Origin of the sequence: Sinorhizobium chiapasense (assembly GCF_045277575.1) — a bacterium.
Classification (GTDB): Bacteria; Pseudomonadota; Alphaproteobacteria; order Rhizobiales; family Rhizobiaceae; genus Ensifer; species Ensifer chiapasense_A.
Genome location: NZ_CP144206.1, coordinates 1,576,781 through 1,599,642, shown reverse-complemented (window position 1 = coordinate 1,599,642; position 22,862 = coordinate 1,576,781). Strand labels below are relative to the sequence as shown.

General features: G+C 60.9%; 19 protein-coding genes and 1 pseudogene. 12 read left to right on the top strand and 8 right to left on the bottom strand.

Features of this window, described 5'->3' with window-relative positions; genetic code table 11:
• Positions 1-14 precede the first annotated feature (14 nt).
• Positions 15-2,588: an NADH-quinone oxidoreductase subunit NuoG gene (nuoG, locus tag QM996_RS26165; protein ID WP_334196822.1), complete on the top strand. Its 2,574-nt coding sequence runs from the start codon at positions 15-17 to the stop codon at positions 2,586-2,588.
• A 60-nt stretch (positions 2,589-2,648) separates the two neighbouring features.
• On the opposite strand, the gene QM996_RS26160 is transcribed toward nuoG, so the two are convergent.
• The 3 genes from QM996_RS26160 to nuoH all read right to left on the bottom strand — a co-directional run bounded on the left by QM996_RS26160 (position 2,649) and on the right by nuoH (position 4,817).
• Entirely contained in the window at positions 2,649-3,089 is a 441-nt protein-coding gene (locus QM996_RS26160; protein WP_334196821.1) for a CBS domain-containing protein, read from the bottom strand.
• 42 nt (positions 3,090-3,131) lie between these two features.
• The gene (locus QM996_RS26155) at positions 3,132-3,698 is read right to left on the bottom strand and encodes an NADH-quinone oxidoreductase subunit I (RefSeq protein ID WP_334196820.1); all 567 of its coding nucleotides are present in this window, start codon (positions 3,696-3,698) and stop codon (positions 3,132-3,134) included.
• Between the two features lie 132 nt (positions 3,699-3,830).
• A complete protein-coding gene (gene nuoH / locus QM996_RS26150) occupies positions 3,831-4,817 on the bottom strand; it encodes an NADH-quinone oxidoreductase subunit NuoH (RefSeq protein WP_173515025.1) in 987 nt (328 codons plus the stop codon).
• A 564-nt stretch (positions 4,818-5,381) separates the two neighbouring features.
• Between nuoH and QM996_RS26145 the strand changes: the two genes are divergently transcribed.
• From QM996_RS26145 to QM996_RS26120, 6 genes are all read left to right on the top strand, one after another.
• The gene (locus tag QM996_RS26145; protein WP_334196819.1) at positions 5,382-6,380 is read left to right on the top strand and encodes a LacI family DNA-binding transcriptional regulator; all 999 of its coding nucleotides are present in this window, start codon (positions 5,382-5,384) and stop codon (positions 6,378-6,380) included.
• 52 nt (positions 6,381-6,432) lie between these two features.
• Positions 6,433-7,725: an ABC transporter substrate-binding protein gene (locus QM996_RS26140; RefSeq protein WP_334198678.1), complete on the top strand. Its 1,293-nt coding sequence runs from the start codon at positions 6,433-6,435 to the stop codon at positions 7,723-7,725.
• 73 nt (positions 7,726-7,798) lie between these two features.
• Positions 7,799-8,731 carry a carbohydrate ABC transporter permease gene (locus tag QM996_RS26135; protein WP_334196818.1) on the top strand — a complete coding sequence of 311 codons (933 nt, stop codon included), beginning with the start codon at positions 7,799-7,801 and terminating at the stop codon, positions 8,729-8,731.
• Positions 8,724-9,617 carry a carbohydrate ABC transporter permease gene (locus QM996_RS26130; protein WP_173515028.1) on the top strand — a complete coding sequence of 298 codons (894 nt, stop codon included), beginning with the start codon at positions 8,724-8,726 and terminating at the stop codon, positions 9,615-9,617. Before QM996_RS26135 ends, QM996_RS26130 begins: the two co-directional genes overlap by 8 nt.
• Positions 9,618-9,619: 2 nt before the next feature.
• Positions 9,620-11,326 (top strand): GH32 C-terminal domain-containing protein, encoded by a 1,707-nt coding sequence (locus QM996_RS26125; protein ID WP_334196817.1) that lies wholly within the window; start codon positions 9,620-9,622, stop codon positions 11,324-11,326.
• A 13-nt stretch (positions 11,327-11,339) separates the two neighbouring features.
• A complete protein-coding gene (locus tag QM996_RS26120) occupies positions 11,340-12,386 on the top strand; it encodes an ABC transporter ATP-binding protein (protein ID WP_334196816.1) in 1,047 nt (348 codons plus the stop codon).
• 188 nt (positions 12,387-12,574) lie between these two features.
• Here QM996_RS26120 and QM996_RS26115 read toward each other — a convergent pair whose 3' ends face one another.
• The gene (locus tag QM996_RS26115) at positions 12,575-12,925 is read right to left on the bottom strand and encodes a DUF982 domain-containing protein (protein WP_500270397.1); all 351 of its coding nucleotides are present in this window, start codon (positions 12,923-12,925) and stop codon (positions 12,575-12,577) included.
• A 107-nt stretch (positions 12,926-13,032) separates the two neighbouring features.
• On the opposite strand from QM996_RS26115, the gene QM996_RS26110 reads away from it, so the two are divergent.
• The gene (locus QM996_RS26110) at positions 13,033-13,677 is read left to right on the top strand and encodes a glutathione S-transferase family protein (RefSeq protein WP_334196814.1); all 645 of its coding nucleotides are present in this window, start codon (positions 13,033-13,035) and stop codon (positions 13,675-13,677) included.
• A 40-nt stretch (positions 13,678-13,717) separates the two neighbouring features.
• On the opposite strand, the pseudogene QM996_RS26105 reads toward QM996_RS26110, so the two are convergent.
• A pseudogene (locus QM996_RS26105) lies at positions 13,718-13,922 on the bottom strand (Lrp/AsnC ligand binding domain-containing protein); the annotation flags it as partial.
• 118 nt (positions 13,923-14,040) lie between these two features.
• On the opposite strand from QM996_RS26105, the gene QM996_RS26100 reads away from it, so the two are divergent.
• Entirely contained in the window at positions 14,041-14,385 is a 345-nt protein-coding gene (locus QM996_RS26100) for a DMT family transporter (RefSeq protein ID WP_334196813.1), read from the top strand.
• 3 nt (positions 14,386-14,388) lie between these two features.
• Entirely contained in the window at positions 14,389-14,949 is a 561-nt protein-coding gene (locus QM996_RS26095) for a TetR/AcrR family transcriptional regulator (protein ID WP_334196812.1), read from the top strand.
• Between the two features lie 350 nt (positions 14,950-15,299).
• On the opposite strand, the gene QM996_RS26090 is transcribed toward QM996_RS26095, so the two are convergent.
• On the bottom strand, positions 15,300-15,530 hold the full coding sequence (locus QM996_RS26090; RefSeq protein WP_334196811.1) for a hypothetical protein: 231 nt from the start codon (positions 15,528-15,530) through the stop codon (positions 15,300-15,302).
• 311 nt (positions 15,531-15,841) lie between these two features.
• Entirely contained in the window at positions 15,842-17,221 is a 1,380-nt protein-coding gene (locus tag QM996_RS26085; protein WP_334196810.1) for an enoyl ACP reductase FabMG family protein, read from the bottom strand.
• Positions 17,222-17,494: 273 nt separating this feature from the next.
• Here QM996_RS26085 and QM996_RS26080 point away from each other — a divergent pair, with 273 nt between their 5' ends.
• Positions 17,495-17,797, top strand: a complete 303-nt coding sequence (locus tag QM996_RS26080) for an alkylphosphonate utilization protein (protein ID WP_173515036.1) — start codon at positions 17,495-17,497, stop codon at positions 17,795-17,797.
• A 256-nt stretch (positions 17,798-18,053) separates the two neighbouring features.
• On the opposite strand, the gene QM996_RS26075 is transcribed toward QM996_RS26080, so the two are convergent.
• A complete protein-coding gene (locus tag QM996_RS26075) occupies positions 18,054-20,159 on the bottom strand; it encodes an oxidoreductase (protein ID WP_334196809.1) in 2,106 nt (701 codons plus the stop codon).
• Between the two features lie 434 nt (positions 20,160-20,593).
• Between QM996_RS26075 and QM996_RS26070 the strand changes: the two genes are divergently transcribed.
• Positions 20,594-22,711: a carboxy terminal-processing peptidase gene (locus QM996_RS26070; protein ID WP_334196808.1), complete on the top strand. Its 2,118-nt coding sequence runs from the start codon at positions 20,594-20,596 to the stop codon at positions 22,709-22,711.
• Positions 22,712-22,862 lie beyond the last annotated feature (151 nt).

Here is a 22,862-nt window from a genome sequence, read left to right as displayed (position 1 = left end):
GGCGCGAGTAAGTCATGGTAAGCGTTACGATCAATGGACAAACACTCGACGTTGATGCCGGTACGACCGTGCTGCAGGCGGCGCAGCGATTGGGCATCGAGATTCCGACCTTCTGCTACCTGAAGCGCCTGCCGCCGCTCGCCTCCTGCCGCATGTGTCTCGTCGAGATCGAGGGGCTGCGGCGGCTGCAGCCGTCCTGCGCAACCGCGGTCACGGACGGCATGGTCGTGCGAACCGACACGCCGTTGATTGATGAAACGCGTTCATCCATGCTCGACATGCTGCTCGCCAACCACCCGCTCGACTGTCCGATCTGCGACAAGGGCGGCGAATGCGAACTTCAGGACATGGTGATGGCCTATGGTCCGGGGAAAAGCCGCTTTCATGATCCCAAACGGGTCTTCCATTCCCGCGACATTCGGCTGAGCCCAGTCGTCATCATGAACGTCAACCGCTGCATCCAGTGCCAGCGCTGCGTGCGGATGTGCGAGGAGGTCGTCGGTGCGGTCGCCCTTGGTACGGTGGAGAAAGGCATGGACACCGCCGTCACCGGGTTCGAGGGCAGTCTCGCCAGTTGCGACCAGTGCGGCAACTGCATCGAGGTCTGCCCGGTCGGCGCGCTAATGAGTTTCCCCTATCGCTACAAGGCCCGACCCTGGGACCTCGCCGAGACTGACACCGTCTGCCCGCATTGCGGCACCGGTTGCCAGTTGACCGTCGGGGCGCGCAAAGGCGAGTTCATGCGGGTCCGCTCCAAGGAGGAGCACGGCGTCAACCGCGAAACACTCTGCGTGCGCGGGCGCTTCGGCCTTGACTTCATCGAGGGACATGATCGGATCAAGCGACCGATGATCCGCCGCGATGGCGTCTTGGCACCGGTTTCCTGGGATGAAGCAGGAGCCTATCTGCGTCGGCGGCTGGCAGCGGTCGAAAGCAGGGCGGCTGGCGGAATTGTCTCGCCGCGCCTGCCGAACGAGGTGCTCTATCAGTTCCAGAAACTGATGCGCACGGTCTTCGGAACCAACAACATCGACTGCTCTTCGCGCTGGTCTACTCCCTTCGATGCGCTCGCTCCGCTGATGGCGAACTACACGCGTGCGCCGCTGAAAGAGGTGATCGGCGTCGACCGCGTGCTTGTCATCGGTGGCAATGTGACGGAGGAAAACCCGGTTACCGAATACCTGCTGCGGGATGCCGCCCGGCGGCGGCACACCGGATTGCTCATGCTCACGACGCGGCCGTCCCGTCTCGACGCCGATGCCGATGTTGTGGTTCGCGTGCCCCCAGGCGGAGAGGCGGCGAACATTGCGGACTTGGTCGCTCGACTTGCGGTGGCAGCCGGTGAAAAACTGCCGGGCGACGCTCTTGACGAGCTCGGAGCGACAAAAGGCCGACCGGCGGGCAATGGCAGCGACGGACCGGATCGTCTGGCCGCCGCGCTCAACGAAGGCAGCACCATCACCGTGCTTGTCAGTGTCGATCTCCTGAGGTCGTCCGAAGCGCGCGCGTCGTTGCAGCAGCTCAGCAACCTGTTGCAACTTCTCCGCCTCCTCGGCAAGACCCCGGAGTTGCAGCTCCTCTTCGATCGCGCCAACCAATTGGGCGCCTGGGACATGGGGGCCGTAGCGGGTGCCTTGCCGGGGCTGCGGGCGGTCGCCGACGACACGGGGCGCGCCGCCCTTGCCCGGGACTGGGCGGCCGAACTCCGCCATGAGCCGGGCGTCGATCTCGACGGGATGCTGGATCTCTGCGCCGCTGGGCAGATGGGCGTGCTCTACCTCGTCGGAACCGACCCAATGATCGCCTATCCGGACAGGGAGTTCGTCGCCCGGGCCCTTGGTGCCGTCGATCTGCTGATCGTGCAGGACGGTTTCCTGACGGAGACGGCGGGCCTCGCCGAAGTCGTCTTGCCGGCAGCGGGCTACGGTGAAGAACCCGGAAGCTTTACCAACAACGAGGGGCGCGTCCAGCAGGTGCGCAAGTTCCGGGAACCGGTCTTCGAGGCGCGAGGCAATCTCGCGATCTTCGATTTTGTCGCAGCTTCGCGCGGTCAAACATTGCAGCATTCGACGCAGGTCGAGATTTTCGAAGAGATCGCCCGGCTGATCCCGGCCTATCAGGCGTTGACTTGGGCCGGGCTTGGCGCCGACGGTGCCTTTACCAAGGCCGGTCCGACGCCGCCGGCGGGCACTTTCTGCGCTCCGCCACCCGTCTCGCAGAAGCGCGACGGGCTCACGCTCATCACCGGCAACTGCCTGTTCCACAATGGCTATCTTTCGGAGCGCTCGGAAATCCTGAACACGGTCGCCAACGACCCCTATGTCGCGTTGAGCGCTGAGAATGCTGCGCAGCTTGGCCTTGCGGACGGCGATCAGGTGGTCGTTCGTTCTCCCCGCGGTGCGCTGACGGCGCAGCTCAAAGTCGAGAGGGCGTTTCCCACGGGCCTTGTCTTCGTTCCCGAAAACTATCGATCTCTGCGCCTCAACAGCCTGATGCGACGAGGCGAATACCCGTGTCCAGTCGAGGTTCAAAAGGCGCAAACTGAGCGCGAGATCGACGGCAAGGCTCGGATCTGGCGCGGAGCGTGAGGATTGAGCACGAAACGCCCGCAAGGCGTCGTGTTCGCATCCAGCCGACGAGAAGCTTCATCAATGATAACCGGCCCCGGCAATGTATTCGTGCAGGTGCCGCTCCGTGCGCTGCGCTTCGTCCAACCGATGCTTGACCACGTCGCCGATGCTGACGACGCCGACAATGGCCTCTTCCTCAATGACCAGCACGTGACGTGTCCGCCGCTGGGTCATGATCGACATCACCAGGGGCAGCCCATCGAGAGGCGAACAGATCGCCACATTGCGGTTCATGATATCGGCAACCGGCATCAGCGCTGCCTCGGGGCCGTATTCCGCAAGCGCGTTGCAGCAATCCCGCTCCGACAGCGTGCCGAGATACCTTCCGGGCGCGTGGCTGACGACCACGAAGCCGATATTGTTGTCACGAAAGAGCCGCAGGACCTCCACCATCGTCTGGTCGGGGGCGACTGCGATCACCCCGAAGCCCTTGTCCTTCACGATTTCACCGACAAACATCTGAGCCTCCTATCTTCGCGCCCCGGTTTGATCGCTTGTCCTTCACGTTCGCCGGATGTTGCGCCACCAGTTGTACCCACGCGGCTCGCTCGTCTCGACCAGCACGTCCTGTTCCGTGTTCAGACGCGCAGCGACGACGCCACCGCCGGTCATTGCTTTTCCAGGTTTGCCAAGCAGGTCGTCACGTCCGATCACGAGGTCGTGTGACGAGAAACTCGAGAACTCATATTCCTGGCCGAGGGCGATGGCGTCCGCCGGGCAGGCGTCCTCGCACAGGCCGCAGAACAGGCACCGAGCCGTGTCGATCTCGAATATTGCGGGGTGGCGATTACCGTTTTCGTCCTCATAGGGGACGACCTCAATGCAATCGCATGGGCAGATGCGAGCGCAGAGTTCGCACGCGACGCATTTGATCTCGCCCTCTTCATCGCGTTTCAGGAAGTGATGGCCGCGATAGCGCGAGTAGGGGAGCCATTTCTCCTTGTCCGGATACTGCATGGTCACGGGCTTGGAGAACATATAGCCAAAGGTCAGCATAAAGGCTTTTGCCAGATCGCCAAAAAGCGCCCAGCCGATCCATGTTCCAGCTCTGTCGACTACGCGTGACATCGTCGCGTCGTTCTACAGCGGCGTGCGTTATTCCACCGCAGGAGGGTCGCTGTAGTCCCTTCGATCGCTACACGTTCTTTTCCTGGGATCGACACCGATCCAGGGAAGCACGTGGAGAAGCCGCCACGGCTCCTAAGTAAAAGCAATACCAGTGATAATTATGTTCGCCATCGACAGAGGAAGCAAGACCTTCCATCCGATCGCCATCAGTTGGTCATAACGATAGCGGGGCAAGGTGAAGCGGAACCACATAAACACATAAATGAAGAATGCCACCTTGAGCGCAAACCACAGAAGCGGTGGCAGCGGGATCAAGACGCCGTTCCAGCCGCCGAAAAACAGGATGACGGAGAGGACCGATACCAAAAGCACGATGACGTATTCGCTGACCATGAAGAACGCGAAACGGATACCGCTGTACTCGGTGTGGAACCCGGCGCCGAGATCTCCCTCCGCCTCGGCCAGGTCGAAGGGAATGCGCTGCGCTTCGGCCAATCCCGCGACGAAGAAGACGAAGAACCCGATCGGCTGATAGACGATGTTCCAGAGGTCGCTCTGGGCGCGCACGATGTCCACGAGGCTCATCGACTGTGCCAGCATGACGACGCCGATGACCGCGAAACCCATGGGGATTTCGTAGCTGATCATTTGGGCGCAGGTCCTGAGACTGCCCAGGACCGCGTATTTGCTGTTAGCGGCCCAGCCTCCGAAGATGACGCCATAGACTTCCAGCCCGATCACCGCGAAGACGAAAAGCAGCGCCACGTTCAGGTTGGAAACGTAGAGGGTGATCTCGGCATTGAGCACTGAGATCGTCTCGCCGAAGGGAATGGCGACGAACACGACAAAGGGTGGCGCGAGCGCCAGGATTGGCGCCAGTTTGAACAGGAAACGGTCGGCCTCTGCGGGAATGTGGTCTTCTTTAGTCAGGAGCTTGATACCGTCCGCCACGGGCTGCAGCAGCCCATGCCACCCGACGCGCATGGGACCCATCCGCTGTTGCATGTGGCCGGCAATCTTGCGTTCCAGCCAGGTCAAAGGCAAAGGTAGGAGAAGCAGCATTGCGATCAGCAACGCGATCTTGATGGCGATCAGGCCAAGGGCGAAGAGAACTTCCATGTTCCGCGGCCACCTAAAGCATGTCGCGCAACGTGCGCAGCGGTTTTGCGCCCACGACATGTGAAATATCAAAAACTTAAAGCGCAAGAAGCGAACTTGAAGGATCGCGACGCGCTCTACTGCATGTTTCCTTTAAGTGTACCCGAATAAAGGACAAAAACATGCAGCAATTCAAAATGCTACAGCGACCTTTGCGCGTCCGATAAGACGCGCGGCGCTGTAGTCAACAGGCTGATACGCGACTGGAGTTGGCCCAACTTCCCCGTTGAGGGCTTCGGGCACTTCCAGCTTTTTCGATTTTCTCACGAAACGGCGGCCGTGGACAAGCGGGCGTTTCCGGTAGTGTGCGTGACAGTGAAAGCCGAGCCCGAAGAGCGAGCTATTGCTGCTCGTCGCGATCATGCTCTTGGTGGACCGCCGGCTTCTTCCTTTCACGCTGCCGCCTAGGTATCGAGCCCAGCGGCGACAGATACGTTCAAAGCCTGTCGGTTCCGTGCGTGGTGCTTGACAATGGCCATATGTTTGGAATATTGGGTAATCGATAACCCAACAGAGAGAGCCAAGGTGACAATCTCGCTTTCTGACATCGCGGAGCGTGCGGGCGTCTCGGTAAAGACGGTTTCCGGCGCATTGCACGGCGGTTCCGCCCGCATGTCGGATGAAACGCGTCAGAAGGTCAAGGCGATTGCCGAGGAACTCGGCTATGTGACCAACCTCGCCGCTCGTGGTGTCCGGCAGGGCTGGCTGCCGCTCGTCGGCGTCGTTTCCGACGGGCTGATCACCTCGCCGTTTGCCACCGAGATCGTCCGGGGGCTGGACGGTGCGGCCCGCAGCGCCGGCATGGCCGTCTTCGCGGTCAACCACAGCACCGGGCAGTCGATCGGCTCGGTGCTCGATGAAGTGCAGCAATTCCGGCCGCGTGCCGTCGCCTATGCCGCCATGTACCACAAGGAAGTTGATTTACCCGGGACGCTGGCCGGCGCGGTCGGCGTGATGATCAATTGCCGTGAGGCTGCCGGGCGGGTGACGTCGCTGGTGCCCGACGAGGAGGGCGGGGCGCGCGAAATCGTCCGTTACCTGTTAGGCGCCGGCCGACGCCGCATCGCCTTCATCAATCTGCCGGGCATTCTCGCTGGCACGTTGCGCGAGAAGGGCTTTCGCGATGCGCTGTGCGAGGTGAGCATCGAGCCACTCGGTGTGTTTCCGGCGGTGCGCCGCAGCGTCTACAGCGACCGCGCGCCAAGTCTTGTCGCTTCGCATGTGGATGCGCTCCTCGCTTCCGGTCAAAAGCCGGACGCCATACTGTGCGGCAACGATCGCGTGGCAATGGAAGTCTATGCGGCGCTTGCCCGCGCTGGCTGTCGCATTCCTGACGATATTGCAGTGGCGAGTTTTGACAACCAGGTCGAACTTGCCTCCCGGCTGGATCCGCCATTGACCACGATGGCCCTGCCGCACCGCGCCATGGGGCGCCTCGCCATGGAGATCCTTCTGGCTGGGCAACCTGAACCGCCGCATCTGCGGAAACTGCCCTTCCATCTGGTCGAACGGGCATCAGTCTAGGAATCATTGTTTCAATCGCATTCAAAGGAGGAGAACGTTCATGACTGCGCAATTGGGTAATCGTTTACTTAGCACGCTTCTCGCCACTGCGGCGCTGCTTGGGGCTGCCGGTATGGCCGAGGCAAAGACTGTCATTCATGTCATGCACCAGGGCGATCCGGGCTGGGTGAAAGCCTACGGCGACGTCGCCAAACGTTTCGAGGCGGCCAATCCGGATATCGACGTCGAGATGATCTACGCACCGCACGACGCCTATAACGAAAAGTTCAGCGCCGCGGTGATGGCCAAGCAGCTTCCGGACGTGATGGAACTCGACGCGCCGTTCCTGGCGAACTACGTCTGGTCTGGCTACCTGCAGCCGATCAAGCCGCTCGTTGATCAGGATCTCCTCGATGACATGACGAGCTCGAACATCTCGCAGGGCACCTATCCGATCGACAAGGACCTTTATGCGATCGGCCTCACCGATTCCTCGGTCGTCCTCTACGGCAACAAGAAATACCTCGAGGCCATCGGCGCGCGCATTCCAAAATCCGTCGATGACGCTTGGACGCGCGAAGAGTTCGAAGGTTATCTCGAAAAACTCTCCAAGCTCGAAGGCGTGAAGTGGCCGATCGACACGTTTCGCGGTTACGGCATCAAGACAGAGTGGATTACCTATGCTTACGGCCCGCTCCTAGAAAGCGCTGGCTGCGATCTGGTCGATCGCAAGACCTGGACGGCGAGCGGCACGCTCGACAGCGAAGCCTGCGTCAAGGCGCTCACCATGATGCAAACCTGGGTGAAAAATGGCTGGGTCGTTCCCACGTCGTCCGGCACCAACCAATTCTATGCCGAAGGTCAGCCGGCCGCACTCGCCATGGGCGGGCACTGGTTCTACGCCGAGGCCGCCGCGGCGATGAAGGACAATATCGTCGTCATGCCGCTGCCGAAGATCGGCAAGAAGGGCGTCAGCCCCAATGGTACCTGGATCTGGGGCATTTCGGCGACGTCCGAGAACCCTGAGGCCGCCGGCAAGTTCCTGAGTTTCCTCTTGAAGGACAAGGATTACCGCGACTACGCCAAGACCCAGTCGGCCTATCCGGGCCTCAAGAGCTTCGCGGCGGAATCGCCACTCTACGCAGAAGGCGGACCGCTTGCAGTGGCCTTCGAGCAGGCCTCGAAGACGGCGGTCGCGCGTCCGCCACACCCGGCCTACCCGACGATTACCTCGGCCTTCATGCAGGCGGTCGACAAGATCTTCAACGGTGGCGACGCGCAGGAAGCCCTGACGGCTGCAGCTAAGAAAATCGACCAGGATATCGAGGACAACGCTGGCTATCCGCCCTTCGACGAACAGCACTAAGGCGCTTTCGCGGGGCCGGTGACGTTGGCCGGCCCCGCAGCCACTCGGGAGGATGAGCGATGAGGAGGAGACCATGACTTTGCAACAAGCGTCCGCGCCGACCATTCCGCGCACGGGCAGGCGGCACGACCGGCAGCGGTTCTGGCAGGAAGTTGCCATGATCGCGCCCGCCGTACTGCTGCTCGCAACCTTCCTGATCACGCCGTTCCTTCTGTCCTTCTGGACGGCGATGACCAACCAACCGCTCGTGCCGCGCCCGACGCCGGTGCGCTTCGTCGGCCTCCTGAACTTTCAGCGGGTCTTCACCGACCCGCTGTTCTGGACGTCGCTCTGGAACGTCACGCGTTTCACGGTCTGGGTGCTGCCCGTTCAATGCGGCCTTGCTTTCCTGACGGCGCTGCTGCTGCACCAGAAGCTGCCGATGCGCAATCTTTTGCGCGGCATGTTCTTCCTACCGGCGATCACCTCCATGGTGGTGGTCTGCGTGATCTGGGGCACGCTGTTCCAGTATCCGAGCGGTCCCCTCAACCAGATCGTTGGTTTCCTTTCCGGCGGTGCGATCCAGCCGATCGATTGGCTTGGTGACCCGAATTGGGCGATGTTCTCGCTCGTGTTGCTCTCTGCCTGGCAGGCCTATGGCTTCCAGATGATCATCTACCTCGCCGGCCTGCAGGGCATTCCGGAAGAGCTTTACGACGCCGCCCGCATTGACGGGGCAAGCGCGCTCCGCCGGTTCTGGCACGTCACCATGCCGGGGCTGCGTCCCACCCATGTTTTCGTGCTGGTCATCACCACGATCCAGGCCTTCAAGCTCTACACCCAGGTGGCGATCCTCACCCAGGGTGGACCGAAGGAAAGCACGGAGACCGTGGTGCACTACATGGTGCGCGCCGGTTTCGAGGAACAGAAGCTCGGTTACGCGTCCGCCGTCTCCGTCATCCTGTTCGTCATCGTTCTCCTGATCGCGCTTCTCCAGCGCAAACTCCTGAGGCGCTTCGATGTCTGATCTCGTGCTCAGCCAGCCCGCCCCGCTGGCCATATCCCGGGGCAACAGCAAGACCGGCCTGCGTATCGTCCAGACGGTTTGCATCTTCATTATCGCGCTGGTGATGATCTCGCCGCTCTTCATGCTGCTCATCGCCAGCCTCAAGGATGATCGCTTCCGCATCCTCGCCGACATGGGCAGCTTCCGAGCCTTCTGGGTGAATGATCCGACGCTCTCGAACTATAGGGAGATCGCCAATTTCTCCGGCGAGCTCGCCTATGGCCGCTATCTCTTCAATTCATTGGTGATCCTCGTCGTCACGGTCGTTTCCGGACTGATCATCAATTCCATGGCAGGCTTCGTGCTGGCTTGGGGCTCACTGCGCGGCAAAGCCATCCTGCTTGCGCTCGTCGTCGCGCTCTACGTCATCCCGCAAGAGAGCATCATCATGCCCCTCGTTGTCATGATGTCACGGGCGGGTTTGACGGATACCTTCGCCGTACAGATTCTGCCCTGGGTGGCGAGCCCGCTCTACGTCTTCCTGTTCTATCAGTTCTTCGCGCAATTGCCGAAGGAACTCTACGAAGCCGCAGAAATGGATGGGGCCTCGATCTTTCGCATCTATCGATCGATCTACATGCCGCTCAGTCTGCCGGCGCTTGCGACGGTTTCGATCCTCATGGGGATCGAAAGCTGGAACCAGTATCTCTGGCCGACGCTCGTCACCCAGACCGATTATGCAAGGCCGATTGCCGTCGCGATTGCAACCTTCTTCGGACAGGACAGCATCTACTGGGACCGCGCCATGGCGGCGTCTGTCCTGATGATGATCCCCGTCCTCATCCTCTACCTCGCTTTCCAGCGTTGGTTTGTAAGCTCGTTCGTCGGCTCTGCCGTGAAAGGTTGACTATGACTCTCCAAGCAAAACCCGTGAGCGCCGCACTTGAAATCATAGAGGCCGACCTCCCTGCCGGGACGGTGTTGCATCTCTGGTTGAAGGCACGCGCGGCTGGCAGCGAAGCGAAGCTCTTCGTCACCGTTGACGGCAATGATCTTGCCACTCCGTCGACCCACCGCGCAGCGGAGTTCGAATTCTTCGCGGTCGCTCAGGAGGCACGCGGGCGCACGGTGCTCGCCTATGACGCGACCACAACGGCGGTTTCCGTCGCCTATGCCTTTCATCCGCAGATGGTACTGGAGGAGGGGATCCATGTGCTCTTCCGTGATGCCCGCACGGCACCGCCGCAACTGCCGGCCGGATATCACTTCCGGCCGCCCTTCGGTTGGATGAACGACCCGAACGGTTTTGGTCGATTTGCCGGCCGCGGTCATCTCTTCTACCAGCACTATCCGCACGGCCTGCGTTGGAACACCATGCACTGGGGCCATGCCGTCTCAAAGGATTTCATCCGCTGGACACACCTGCCGATGTTCCTTTTCCCGGCAGACCACCTTTCCGAGACGGACGATGGCCGCGGCGGCGCCTTCTCCGGATCGGCCATCCCCATTTCCGGCTCAAAGGGGGAGGAGATCCGCGTCTTCTATACCGAGCATGTCCGTGACCGCGAGCCGGAAGAACAGATCCAGCTTTCCGCCCTCAGCCGCGACGGTATCGTCGCCGGTCCATCAGAGGTGGTCCTGCCAATGCGTCCGGACGGCCTGAACCTCACCACCGATTTCCGCGACCCTTATGTGTTCAAGGGCCCGGACGGCCGCTGGAAGATGCTGCTCGGTAGCCGCGACAGGGCGGGCGGCGTCGTCCTGCTCTATGAGACGACAGACCCTGACGGTGCCGCCGGCTGGACGTTCCTTGGCATTATTCATCGCGAGGACCGTTTCGGTATGACCGCAGCGGAATGCCCCTGCATGGTGCCGGTCGGCGGCAGGGCCGAAGACCCGGATACCCGCTGGGCGCTGATCTTCGGGTTGCTCACGAGCCGCGACCCCGCCACCGGACGCCGCAACCTCACCTCCGTCACCGTCGGCCGCTTCGATGGCCGCGCTTTCACGGCGCAGTTCGAGCAGGAACTGGATTTCGGCTCTGACGCCTATGCCTTCCAGGCCTTCGTCGATGGCGACGAGCCGGTCGGCATTGCCTGGCTCGCCAACTGGACGGACTTTTCCAAGAAGGATGATTTTCCGACGGCCATGACCCTGCCGCGTCGTGTGCTTCTCGATGGGGACGCTGTCCTGACGCCGCCTGTCGCAGCAGCCGAGAGCCTCCGCCACACGCTGCTCGATGAAACGGCGCTTGGCGCCGGCGAGACGGTTCCGCTCGGCAACGGCGCGGTCGAGATCGTGCTCTCGCTACCCAAGCCCGGTGCCGCGTTTGCGCTCACTTTCGATCATCCAGACCTCGAGCTCGGCGTGAAGCTTGATGGCGATGGACTGGCGATCGTCTTCGATGCCGGTACTGGGAAAGCGCCACCGCGCTATCTCGCGTCCGGCGCCAAGCCTTCGGAGTTGCGCATCTTCCTTGACGCCGGCTCCATCGAAGTTTTCGCCGACAATGGGCGCTGGACGGGCACTAAGCGTATCCCCGGATTTTCCGCGGCGCGTTCGGCAACGCTGACCGCTGCCGAGGTGAGCGCAAAAATCTGGCAACTCAAGCTTTGAGGGAGGAAGAAAAATGGCATCGGTAGCGATCGATCGCGTTCTGAAACAATTTGGCGCAGCCTCCGTCATCCACGGCGTCTCCGTGGATATCGAGGACGGTGAGTTCGTCACGCTCGTTGGACCGTCGGGCTGCGGCAAGTCCACGCTTCTGCGTATGCTGGCCGGCCTGGAGGATATCAGCGGCGGTGAGATCCGTATCGATGGGCGCGTCGTCAACGAGGTGGCGCCAAAGGAACGGGACATAGCCATGGTGTTCCAGAGCTACGCGCTCTATCCACACATGACGGTCGCGGAGAACATGGGTTTCGCCTTGAAACTCCAAGGCCGAGACAAGGCGACGATCGACAAGCTCGTGAACGAGGCGGCCGGCATCCTTGCCCTCGAACCGTTGCTCGACCGTCTACCGAAGCAGCTTTCCGGTGGCCAGCGCCAGCGCGTCGCCATGGGGCGCGCTATTGTGCGTCATCCGAAGGTGTTTCTATTCGATGAGCCACTGTCGAACCTCGATGCGAAGCTGCGTGTAACCATGCGTAGCGAGATCAAGGACCTGCACCGACGGTTGGGGACTACCATCGTCTACGTCACGCACGATCAGATCGAGGCGATGACCATGGCCGACAAGATCGTCGTCATGCGCGCCGGCCGCATCGAGCAGATCGGCAAGCCGCTCGAGCTTTACGATCGCCCTGGCAATACCTTCGTTGCCACCTTCATCGGATCACCAGCGATGAACCTCTTTGAGGGCGCCATGAGCGACGGCGGCTTCCGCATCGAGGACGGGCTCTTTTTGCCGCTGCCGGCTTCCATCGGCCACAGCGCCGCCCACACCTACGGCATCCGTCCGGAAGACCTCGATCTTGCCGAAACGGGAGTCCCGGCAACGGTGCTCACCGTCGAACCGACGGGGGCGGAAACCCATCTTTCGGTACGGGTCGGCACACAGATGGCTGGGATCGTACTGCATCGCCGGGTGGACCTCGAACCCGATCAGCACATCCACATCGCTCCAAAGACGGACAAGATCCATCTGTTCGCCGCCGATGGCACGCGGATCAATTGACCGCCGGGACCTCCAGCCATGCCGCGTTTGTCCGTAGGCGCGGTTCTGGCCCAAAGCGTTCAATAGCGTGTGCGGTGGGGTCTGCGGCAGTTGCCGCTACCGGTGTCGCTGCCGGCTCAGATCACGTGCATGATCGAAGGGGGCCGGCTTCAAGGCAACGACGGGGGCGTTCGCGACCGGGTTGCGCCTTAGGATGGAACGTCGTCATCCGAGATCGGGAATGACGATTCAATGGCCGCGCCAATGAAGGCTCTCCGCGAGAGTTGAAGCTCGTCGCCGCGCTCCAGGGCAGCGTGGCAGCGATTTCTTGCTCGCTCGTAGAACCATCCGCCCTGCGGCATTTCGCTGAGGTATTGCAGCGCATCCTGTGGCCCGTTGATGTAGCGCTCGCCTTTCTCGCCAACCCTGACGGGGTGGTCCCAAATCATAGCTTGCATTTGCGTGACCTCCGGTTCGGCGCAGAACGCCTGGCCTGGAAATTTGTTCCTTGGCCACGCGGAGAGGATCAGCAGTTCGATCGCGACCGCTTCTGATCTCAACCCTGGCGTGCGCCGATGTTTGAGGCCTTCTGAAGCGCGAGCATTTTCTGGCACAACCTTGCGGGGTGGCGATCAAAATGGCACCTTGCGCCGTGAGGAAAATGACGATGGCCGATACGCAAGCACATTACCGCCTCTACGGCGTTCCGGGCTGGGGCTCCGTTCTTGTCGAAGCGGTGCTGGTGCGCGCGCGGCTGCCCTATGCGCTCGAGGACGTCACCGGGTTCGATAAGCCCGGACCAGCGCGGGACCGTCTTCTCGCCGTCAACCCGCTCGCACAGGTGCCGGTGCTCGTCCTTCCCGATGGCACGGTAATGACGGAGAGCGCGGCCATACTACTTCATCTTGCGGAGACCTATCCGGAAGCCGGACTTGCACCAGCGGTAGGGGACCCACTTCGCCCTGTCTTTCTCCGTCGTCTGATCTGGCTCGTGACTGCCCTGTATGGGACGTTCACCTACGCTGACTACCCGGAACGCTGGGCTCCGAGCATGCCTGACGAGCTGCGCGGCCGAGTGCTCGGACGTCGCATGGACCTGTGGCGGCAGTGGGAGGACGAGATTGCAGCTGCGCCTTGGGCGCTCGGAGAGCCGTTCTCGGCGCTTGACATCTGGATCGCGGCAATGACGCGCTGGCGACCGGGACGTGACTGGCTGGCGGCAAACTGCCCAAAGCTGCTCAGTATAGCGCTGCGTGTCGACGCGGATTCCGACCTGCGCGAACTATGGGCGCGCAACTTCGACACGATTTAAGTCAGCAATCGCGCTGAAAGGGTGCCCCCAGGCCCTTCGGTCACCAACATTGATGCGGCGCCACCGGCTCCCAGGCGGTCTCGGTAACGATGTCGGCGTGCGATACTTCGCTGTCAATAGGCGTGTCGATCAAGCGCTGAGTGGGCGTCGATGTCGGCGGTAACCATCTTCAGAACGTCGACGCCGCCGCCGACCGACCAACACCAGACGGGCAGGGGAATAGCCTGGATCGCCCGCTCGAACTTGTGATCGATCTCCGGTTTGCCGAGATAGGTCTCAAGGATGGCCGGCAAAGAACACCTCTTGCAAAGATACCGACCGCGCGGTATGTTTGTCGTCGTCGGGTTAGAAAAGGGGCAAGCCATGAACTCCGCCGTCTTCGCCTATGCGGCTTTGGGGCTCGCAATCATCTTGGAAGTCGCAGGATCTGTATTCTTGCAGAAGTCCGTCCAGTTCACGCGCCTGTGGCCGACACTTGCGATGGTGGCGCTCTACGCGGGGTCGTTCTATTCCCTGACCCACGCGATCAAGGCAATCCCGCTGAGCATTGCTTACGCCATCTGGGGCGGGGCAGGCATCATCCTGACGGCGACAGTCAGCTATGTGATATTCAGGCAGGCTCTCGATTTCGCCGCGATCGTCGGTATCGCCTTGATCGTCTCTGGCGTTTTCGTGATCAACCTGTTCTCGCAGACGGCGGTGCACTAGGCGATGAGCTACAGTCGAAAGAAGCAGCCGGAACAGGTGCAGCGTGCCTTGCTCGAATGCGCTGCGAAGATCGCCGCGGATCAGGGAATTTCCGGCGTCACGGTGCAGGCCGTCGCCGATAGTGCCGGGGTCACTAAGGGAGGGCTGTTCCACCATTTCCCGTCGAAACAAGCGCTGCTGGACGGCATGGTCGACGCGCTACTTGAGAAACTCGACGCGGAAATAGATTCGTCCCTCGCGGAGGATCCGGTCCCTTACGGAAGCTTTACGCGCGCCTATGTGAAATCTGTGTTTGTCGGGAAGGCATTTGGCTTCGAAACCCCATGGTCGACCCTGTTCGTGGCGGTGATAGGCGATTCGGTGCTGCGCCGCCGATGGGGCGAATGGTTCGGCGAAAGATTGGAGCGGCACAGAGCGACGGATGACGACCTAACACTTCACGTGGTCCGGCTGGCGGCCGACGGGGCATGGCTCTCCTACGTGACCGCCGATTCAAAAGCCGGCGGGCTCGAGCTCGATGCGCTGAGGGAGCACTTGCTGTCGCTGACCGTCAAGCCCCGCTGATCTCACGGGAGTTCCGGGATCAGATCGAAGCTGCAGATCCACAGCTCCGGCGTTAGTCCGCGTCTGTCTCGATGCCTCGGCTGCTCCCAAACCGTGCAGGTGCGCGCCGGCGGCGTAGGGTTAAAGTTGCTGGAGCCGCCGACGGTCCCCAGCGATTTGCGTTGAAGCGCCCTGGGCGGGAACTGCGGCTTGGTGAACGCCGCCTCTTCAGCGATCCCAACCGCCAGCCGCCAGTTCGGACACCGCGGAGTACCAAAGTGAAGGGCTGAGTGAACCGCCAAAGCTCATCGCAAAGCCGCGTTTATCGAGCCTTCTATACGCGCTTGATGACGCTGTGATTTGGCGCTTGTTTACCCGGCACCTTGGGAAACATTTGGGAGCCAAATGCCCTCGGCTCCACGCCATCCGGCAGCCGGGATGTCGCATTTTTGATCGAACTTGCCGACAGGCGCCTGGCGCTCGCAGTTCTCCGCGCTTTTGAATTTGTGGCCGGTAATCTGCACAGCACTCGTTTCCGCATGGGCAATGGCACATGTTGAGAGGGTCAGCGCCGTTAAGACGCACAGGGTACTCTTCGGCATAGTGCACTCCTCCAATATTTTAGAAGACCCTGATTCTACATCAGGTAGAGGAGGCTGGTCTTTAATCATTCTGAAGTAGCGCGGAGGGATCATGCGCCTTGCCGGTGCAATCCATGTAACGTCCGCCGCAATCGATGGAGAAGTCGTCCCCGGCGTTCAGGGACAACCATCGTGTTCAGCATCCTGACCGAACTGGATCATACCGATCTTGAGCGCAGGGCTCAGGCGAAGTCTGCCGGAATAAGCGCAATCCTCTCGGGCCTTTGAAGCCCGCTGAAAAATATCGGCGTCCGATCTAGGCTGGGAAGGTGTTAGGCCATCTCGACCTGAGTATCCTTCGCCTCTTGCGCATTCGACGGAGCCGAAGGCTCCCATTGCAGGTGGGAAGCGTTCAGCCGGCGCGCCACGATATCGTGATTGAGCCACTGGACGGGACCGGACGGTTCTGAAGACGCGCCGAAAATCAGCTGCCCCGTCGCCTCCACCACGAGAGCACTCAGGTGGTCGCTGATCATCACCTTGCTGTCGCGATGCATCTGTGTGATCTCGTTGGACGTGCCGATGGTCAGGTCGGACTGCGCCTGACTGTTCGCCATGGGCCATGCCGAGAAGTCGTAAAACGGATGCATGACCTCGTTGGCCTGCATATCGGTAATCTTCTGGAACACATCCTTCATCGTGAAGCCGTCTGCGAGAAGCTGCTGGCAGGCCTGCCACTGGTATTCTGCCCATTGGCCGCCGTTCTCCTTCTTCAACGCAAGCAGCAGCGGTATCAGGGGAAGCTCAATGCCGGTGAAGACGTCGGACGAATTGGTCCGGATCTCGGGGCAGTTGTAGACGGTTGCCTTGATGCCTGCCGCCCAGGCTTCCTGCGCGATGCCTTCGAGCCGCATCTTGGCATAGCCTTGCGTGTAGTTGGTATAGGTCTGCCAACGGTAGCTCCCGTCAATCAGGACTGCCGTTCCGTGGTAGCCATAGGCCGTATAGCGGACCTGGCCGCCTGATGCCTCGATGCGCTCCCGGATCGCCGTACTGAAGTCGATGAGATGCCGGAAGGTGATCGCGGAGACTTCGTCAAAATTCTGGAGGATGAGCTTGCCCATGTCGCTGTCGAGCAGGGCTCGCGACGACATGTGGCGGGCACCGCGACCCTTGTAGATTCGATTGGCAATGACCAGGAAGACCTTCGCTTTCGGGATGCCTCCGGCCATCGTATGGGCGAAAAAGACGTTGCGGCCGTCGGCAATCATGCCGTCGAGGACGGCCATGACCTGTTTGAGCGAATTCGTGAACCGCTCGGTGGCGATATTGCGGCACTGTTCGATGTAGTCCCAATCGAGCCTGTCTTCTTGCCAGCTCTCCAGCGTCATGTTCGCGAGGAGATCGGTCGCAGTAGGGCCGCCTGCCGGAGCGTCGAGGTCGAAGCCGGCCATCAGGGGTATGTTGATGATCTTGCCGCCCAGTCGGCCTTCGGCGGCAGAGAGTTCCTCGGCGTTAAGAGGGCGCAGCGCATTGTTCTCGTCGCGCCGTCCGACCGTGATCCCCACGATCTCCATTCCAACCCGCCGGGCTTGGTCGAGCAAGCCAGTCGCGTATCCGCGACCGAACAGTTCACCGAAGAGGACGAAAACATCTCCTTTGCGAAAGACGTTGTTTTCGGCAAGGCGGTTCAATGCGATCGGGTTTTCCATGCGGTCAGCTCTTCGGTCCGTTGGTCGTCGAGCGGTGGCTCAGACGAACTTTGATCGTCACATGACCACAATGGCCCGCAATAGGAAGTCATTTTAAATGACCGTTCATTTCAAAACGTGAAGTCGCGGAAGAGCTTCTCGGTATCTGAACGCCAACTCAGCCGAAATTTGCCTCGGCGCTGCATTCGATGTAGAGGCACTCATCGGCCGCTCCAGTGGAGCTGCTTGCTCGACCAAGGGGCACGGCGCAATTCGATATGATGCAGGGAAGAAATGAGCGATCAGAACGACGACTACGTGTATGACGAGGCAACAGGCGAGTGGCGGCCCGCCTCCGAAATCGCTGCAGAAAAGGCAAAGGCCGCGGAGGTACGCGATGCATCGGGCAACGTTCTCGCAGACGGTGACTCCGTCGTCCTGATCAAGGACCTGAAGGTCAAGGGCGCCGGCCAGACGCTCAAGCAGGGAACGGTCATCAAGTCGATCCGGCTCACGGACAACCCGGAAGAGGTCGACTGCCGCCACGATACGATCAAGGGCCTGGTGCTGCGTACCGAGTTCGTCCGCAAGCGCTGAGTGACGGCCTTTCGGCGTTTTGCTGTCCCGTGACGGCGCCGCCGCTTTTGCTATAACCGGCCGGCTGCTTCCAGTCGGCTGCCGAATGGCGGCGCTCGTCGTGCGAGCGCCGCGACATGGTCGTTTGGATTGGCGATCTGGACATCGACCGGCAGGATGGAATTCTCACTCTCGAACTGGATGGGCGGACCGCAGGGCGGCTCGTCGCCAGCGCCCAGTTCCTCTGTCCTTGGACGGAATGAAGCCCTATCTTGGCCTAGCGGCTCCCAATCTCGCCAGGTCTGCCGTGAAGGGTCGCAACGTCTTCGCGCCGGAAGGGGACCGTGTCCCTGTCGACGTGCTCCTGATAGGTTCGGGCATATTCGTGGCCCGAATAGACGGCGGCAGCGATGAGGCCGGGTGCCAGGCAGTCGCCTAGCCGGACAACGGTCTTGATGCCGGCATCGGCCCATTCCGCTTCCCGCGCTTTCAGCTCATGCCACAAGGTTTCATCGGGTAGCCGTGCCGTGACCGGAACGAGTGTGCCGCAGTCGATCTGTCGCGTCTTTGCGCTATAGATGCAGGAGAGCTCGAGCCGATCCTTCGTGCGGCCGGCAAGCGCCATGGCGGGGATGATGTCCACGCCGAGCTCGATGAGGCGCCTTTGCACGCGTCCCTGCTCGAGCGTGTTCTTGCTCCACGGCGATACCTGAGATTCGGGCGTCACGAAGGTTACGGTTCGGCCAGCCCTGGCCAGCAGCTCAGCAAGCACACTGCCCATGTAGAAGCTATCGTCATCGAAGATTACGACCGGACCGTCGGCGGACACGGCCGCGGCGCCGTCGACAAGAAGGGCATCGGGCGAAACGAGAGCGCCCTGCGAAAGGAAGTCGAGGGGCTGCCGGTGCGTGCGGCCGACACCGTCGCATCGCCAGCGCGCGCCGGTCGCAATCGCGACGTGAGGCATGCCGTATTGCAGAACGTCGTCTGCGCTCAACGGGCTGTGCAGGTAGAGTTGGGCATTCACCTGCGTGCTTAGCTGACCGACGCGCCAGTCGCGCACACGGCCGCAGGTCGCAAGCCCTGGCAAGCGACATTCTCGCGCGACCCGACCACCCCATTCTCCGCTTCCTTCCGCGAGCACGACATCGACGCCGCGCTGGGCAAGAGCACGCGCCGCTTCGAGGCCGGCCGGGCCGCCACCGATGATGAGCGCCGGCTCGGGCGCCTTTGATGGTGCTATGATTTCCGGGTGCCAGCCCTTGCGCCACTCTTCGCCGATCGTCGGATTCTGCGTGCAGCGCATCGGCACGTTGGTGTTGTCGCCGGATGCGCAGATATTGCAGCCGATGCATTCGCGGATATCGTCGATGCGTCCCTCCTCGATCTTCTTCGGCAGATAAGGATCGGCGATCGACGGCCGTGCCGCACCGATGAAGTCGAGAATGCCCTGGCGGATCACCCGCACCATGCTGTCCGGCGAGGTATAGCGCCCGACGCCGACCACCGGCCTGGTCGTGACGGATTTGACGAAGCGGATATAGGGTTCCTGATAACCTTCCTCAGAGAAGCGGGCGGTCTGGCTGTCGTTGGACCAGTCGGAAAGGTTGACGTCCCAGAGGTCGGGAAGATCGGCGAGCGCCGAGATGATGTCCTTGCCTTCTCCTTCGCTGGTGATGCCGGAAGGCCCCATCAGCTCGTCGACTGCGAGGCGCACGGCGAGCGCACAGGCATCGCCGACCGCTTCGCGCGTATCCTCCATAATCTCGCGGAACAGCCGCAGCCGGTTTTCGAAGGAGCCGCCATACTCGTCACTGCGCTGGTTATGGCGGCGCGACAGAAAGTGCTGCAGCACGCTCATGTCGTGACCGGCATAGACATAGATGATGTCGAAACCGGCTCTCTTGGCACGCAATGCGGCGTTGCGATACCAGCGGCGCATGTCTGCAATATCGGTCTTATCCATGGCGCGCGCCTGGACGGGGTCGAGGCTGTCTGTGATGGCATGCGACGGGGCAAGCGGGATCATCCGGCTGAAACGGTTGGCGACATGCAAACCGTTATGCACGAGCTGGATGGCCGCTAAGCTTCCGTGGTGATGGATGCGCTCGGTGACTGCGGAGAGTGCGGCCAGGTCGCCCTCGTCCCAAAGGCGCGCCTCGTTGGCCGGTGTCAGGTCCGAAGTTGGATGGATTTCCGCCTCCTGGGTAGAGACGACCGCCCAGCCACCCTCGGCCTTCATACCGCGCAGTTGCGCCTCTGCGTTCGGATACCGGTAGCCCATGCCGGAACAGTGCGGCACCTGGTAGAAGCGGTTGCGCGCCGTGACGGGGCCGATCTTGACGGATTCAAAGAGAATGTCGAAGCGGGGGTCTCGGGACATCGTCACTACCATGAATAAGAATTTGTTTTCGGCGGCCAGCCGCAAAGCGTGGCGAGCCCAGATTAACCGGGCGCGGCCGCCTCGCAAGATCATTGCTATACAATTGTATAGTTTCTTCAATGGCAAATTGTTTTGATGTCATTTCGCTTCGTCATGATCCCCTCACTGGCGGCGCGCTTCGTGGCCGGGACGGCATGCAGCCTGTCTCGCGGGCGAAGGAACTGTCGCAATCGTCCTGGTCTGCGTGCGACAGCAGGAAACCGCGCTTTTCTGATGTCGAATTTCGGTTGCGATGTTGGGCTTAATGGCGCGTTTGCGCGGGCGCGGGTCGAACGCTCGCTGCCGCTTATGATCCACCCGGTTGCCAAAAAACCATAATTGTTTCACCTAGATTGGCATCGACACTCGGCATTTAAGAATTGGGTCAACGCTGAATGCGCATATCACACGTCTTCCTTGGTGCATTTCTTGCACTCGTGCAGTCCGCCTATGCCGAAGTTGCCCCTCCGCCCGTTTTGGAGCCGGTTAAGCAACAGGCACAAGCTGCCCAACTGAGTGCAAAATTTCTAACGCGTTTCAGCTACAAGCCGGTTGCGCTCGACGACGCCTTGTCGGCCACGATTATGGACCGGTTCATCAAATCACTCGATCCGGACCGCGTGCTCTTCCTGCAAGCGGACATCGACAGGTTCATGTCTGAGCGCAGCGAGATCGACGACGCTATCAAGCAGAAAGATCTGTCGATCCCGTTTGAGATCTTCAACGCCTATGGGAAGCGCGTTGTCGACCGCATGAGCTACGCGCGTGACTTGCTTAAGCAGGACTTCGATTTCAGCGCGCAGGAGAGCTATTCCGTGATGCGCGACAACGCGCCTTGGCCACAATCGGAAGCCGAGAGCAACGAGCTTTGGCGCAAACGCGTAAAAAGCGACTGGTTGCGGTTGAAACTGGGCGGCAAGAACGATGCGGCTATTCGCGAGACGCTCGCCAAACGATACACAAACGCGCTCGAGCGTGCCTACAAGTATAAGAGCGATGACGTCTTCCAGTCGTTCATGAACGCCTACACAACGTCGGTCGACCCGCACACGGACTATTTCGGCGCCGCCGCTTCGGCCGATTTCAATATAGCCATGAAGCTTTCGCTGGTCGGCATCGGTGCAGTTCTGCAGGAACGCGACGATTACACGACCATCCGCGAGCTCGTGCCCGGCGGGCCGGCGCAATTGTCCGGCAAGCTTGCGGTCGGAGACCGCATTACCGGCGTTGGCCAGGGCAAGGATGGACCGATAAAAGAAGTGGTGGGCACGCGCCTTGATGAAGTCGTGCAAATGATACGCGGGAAAAAAGGATCCGTCGTACGCTTGGACATCCTGCCGGCGGATGCCGGAGCAGATGCCACCCATCGCGTGGTGACCCTGGTGCGTGACAAAATCAGCCTCGAAAAGCAGGCGGCCCAGAAGCGGGTGTTGTCTGTGAAAGTGGGCGAAACCACGCGCAAGATCGGGGTGATCACTCTGCCGGCATTCTACGAGGATTTTGAAGCCCGGCGCAAAGGTGACAAGAACTTTAGAAGCGCAAGCCGCGATGTCGGAAAGCTTCTCGACGAACTGAAGCAGGAAAAAGTCGACAGCGTTCTTATCGACGTGCGCAACAATGGCGGCGGCTCACTGGACGAGGCGATCGAATTGACCGGTCTGTTCATCGGCAAGGGGCCGGTCGTTCAGCAGCGCGGCAGCGACGGAAAGGTCGCGGTAACAAGTGCGGACTTTCCGGCGCCCGTCTGGACAGGTCCTGTGGGTATCCTGATCAACCGCGGGTCGGCGTCGGCTTCGGAGATTTTTGCCGCGGCCATCCAGGATTACGGCCGAGGCGTGATCATAGGCGAACCCAGTTTCGGCAAGGGCACCGTTCAAACCGTCGTGGACCTCGACCAGCTGGTACGCAACAGCAAACCCGAATTCGGCCAGCTGAAAGTGACGATTGCCCAGTTTTTCCGGATCGATGGCGGTACGACGCAGTTGCGCGGTGTGACGCCTGACATCAATTTGCCGGGACTTTCTGATCCGACACGCTTTGGCGAGACTAGCTACGACAATGCTTTGCCGTGGACGCAGATCAAGCCCGCGAAATATGCGCCCGCAGACAGTGTAGCGACGCTGCTTCCGAAACTGCAAAGCCGCCATGACGCACGGGTTGAGAGCAATCCGGACTTCCAACGCCTGTTGAAAGACATTGCGGACATGAAGGCGCAACGCGAGAAAGGGACTATTTCCCTCAACGAAGCTGAACGCCGTAAAGAAATGACCGCTCGAGAAAATCGGTTCAAGTCTCGCGCGCAAGCAAGCGATGGCGACGATGCTGGCGAAGACGATGGCCTGAATGCAAACGAGCGCAGCCTGAGTGCTGAGCTTGCCATCGAGAATGCCCGCAAGAACGCAAAGGATGTCTTGCTGGACGAGGCTGCCGCCATTCTTGCCGATGAGGCGGACTTGCAGGAAGGAAGGCTGAAGGCAGCCACCAAACAATCGGGAAATGCAGACGGGAAATAGTCAGACCCGGCCTGCACCGAAACAATGCTCGGCTTGCGATCGTGTCTTCGCTCTTTGTCACAGCCTGGAGCATTTCAAGGCGGCGAGATGTGCGCCGCCTTCGCGAAATCTGCGGGTGTCTTCTGCGCGAACGATCGTCAAAAGCGGGGGG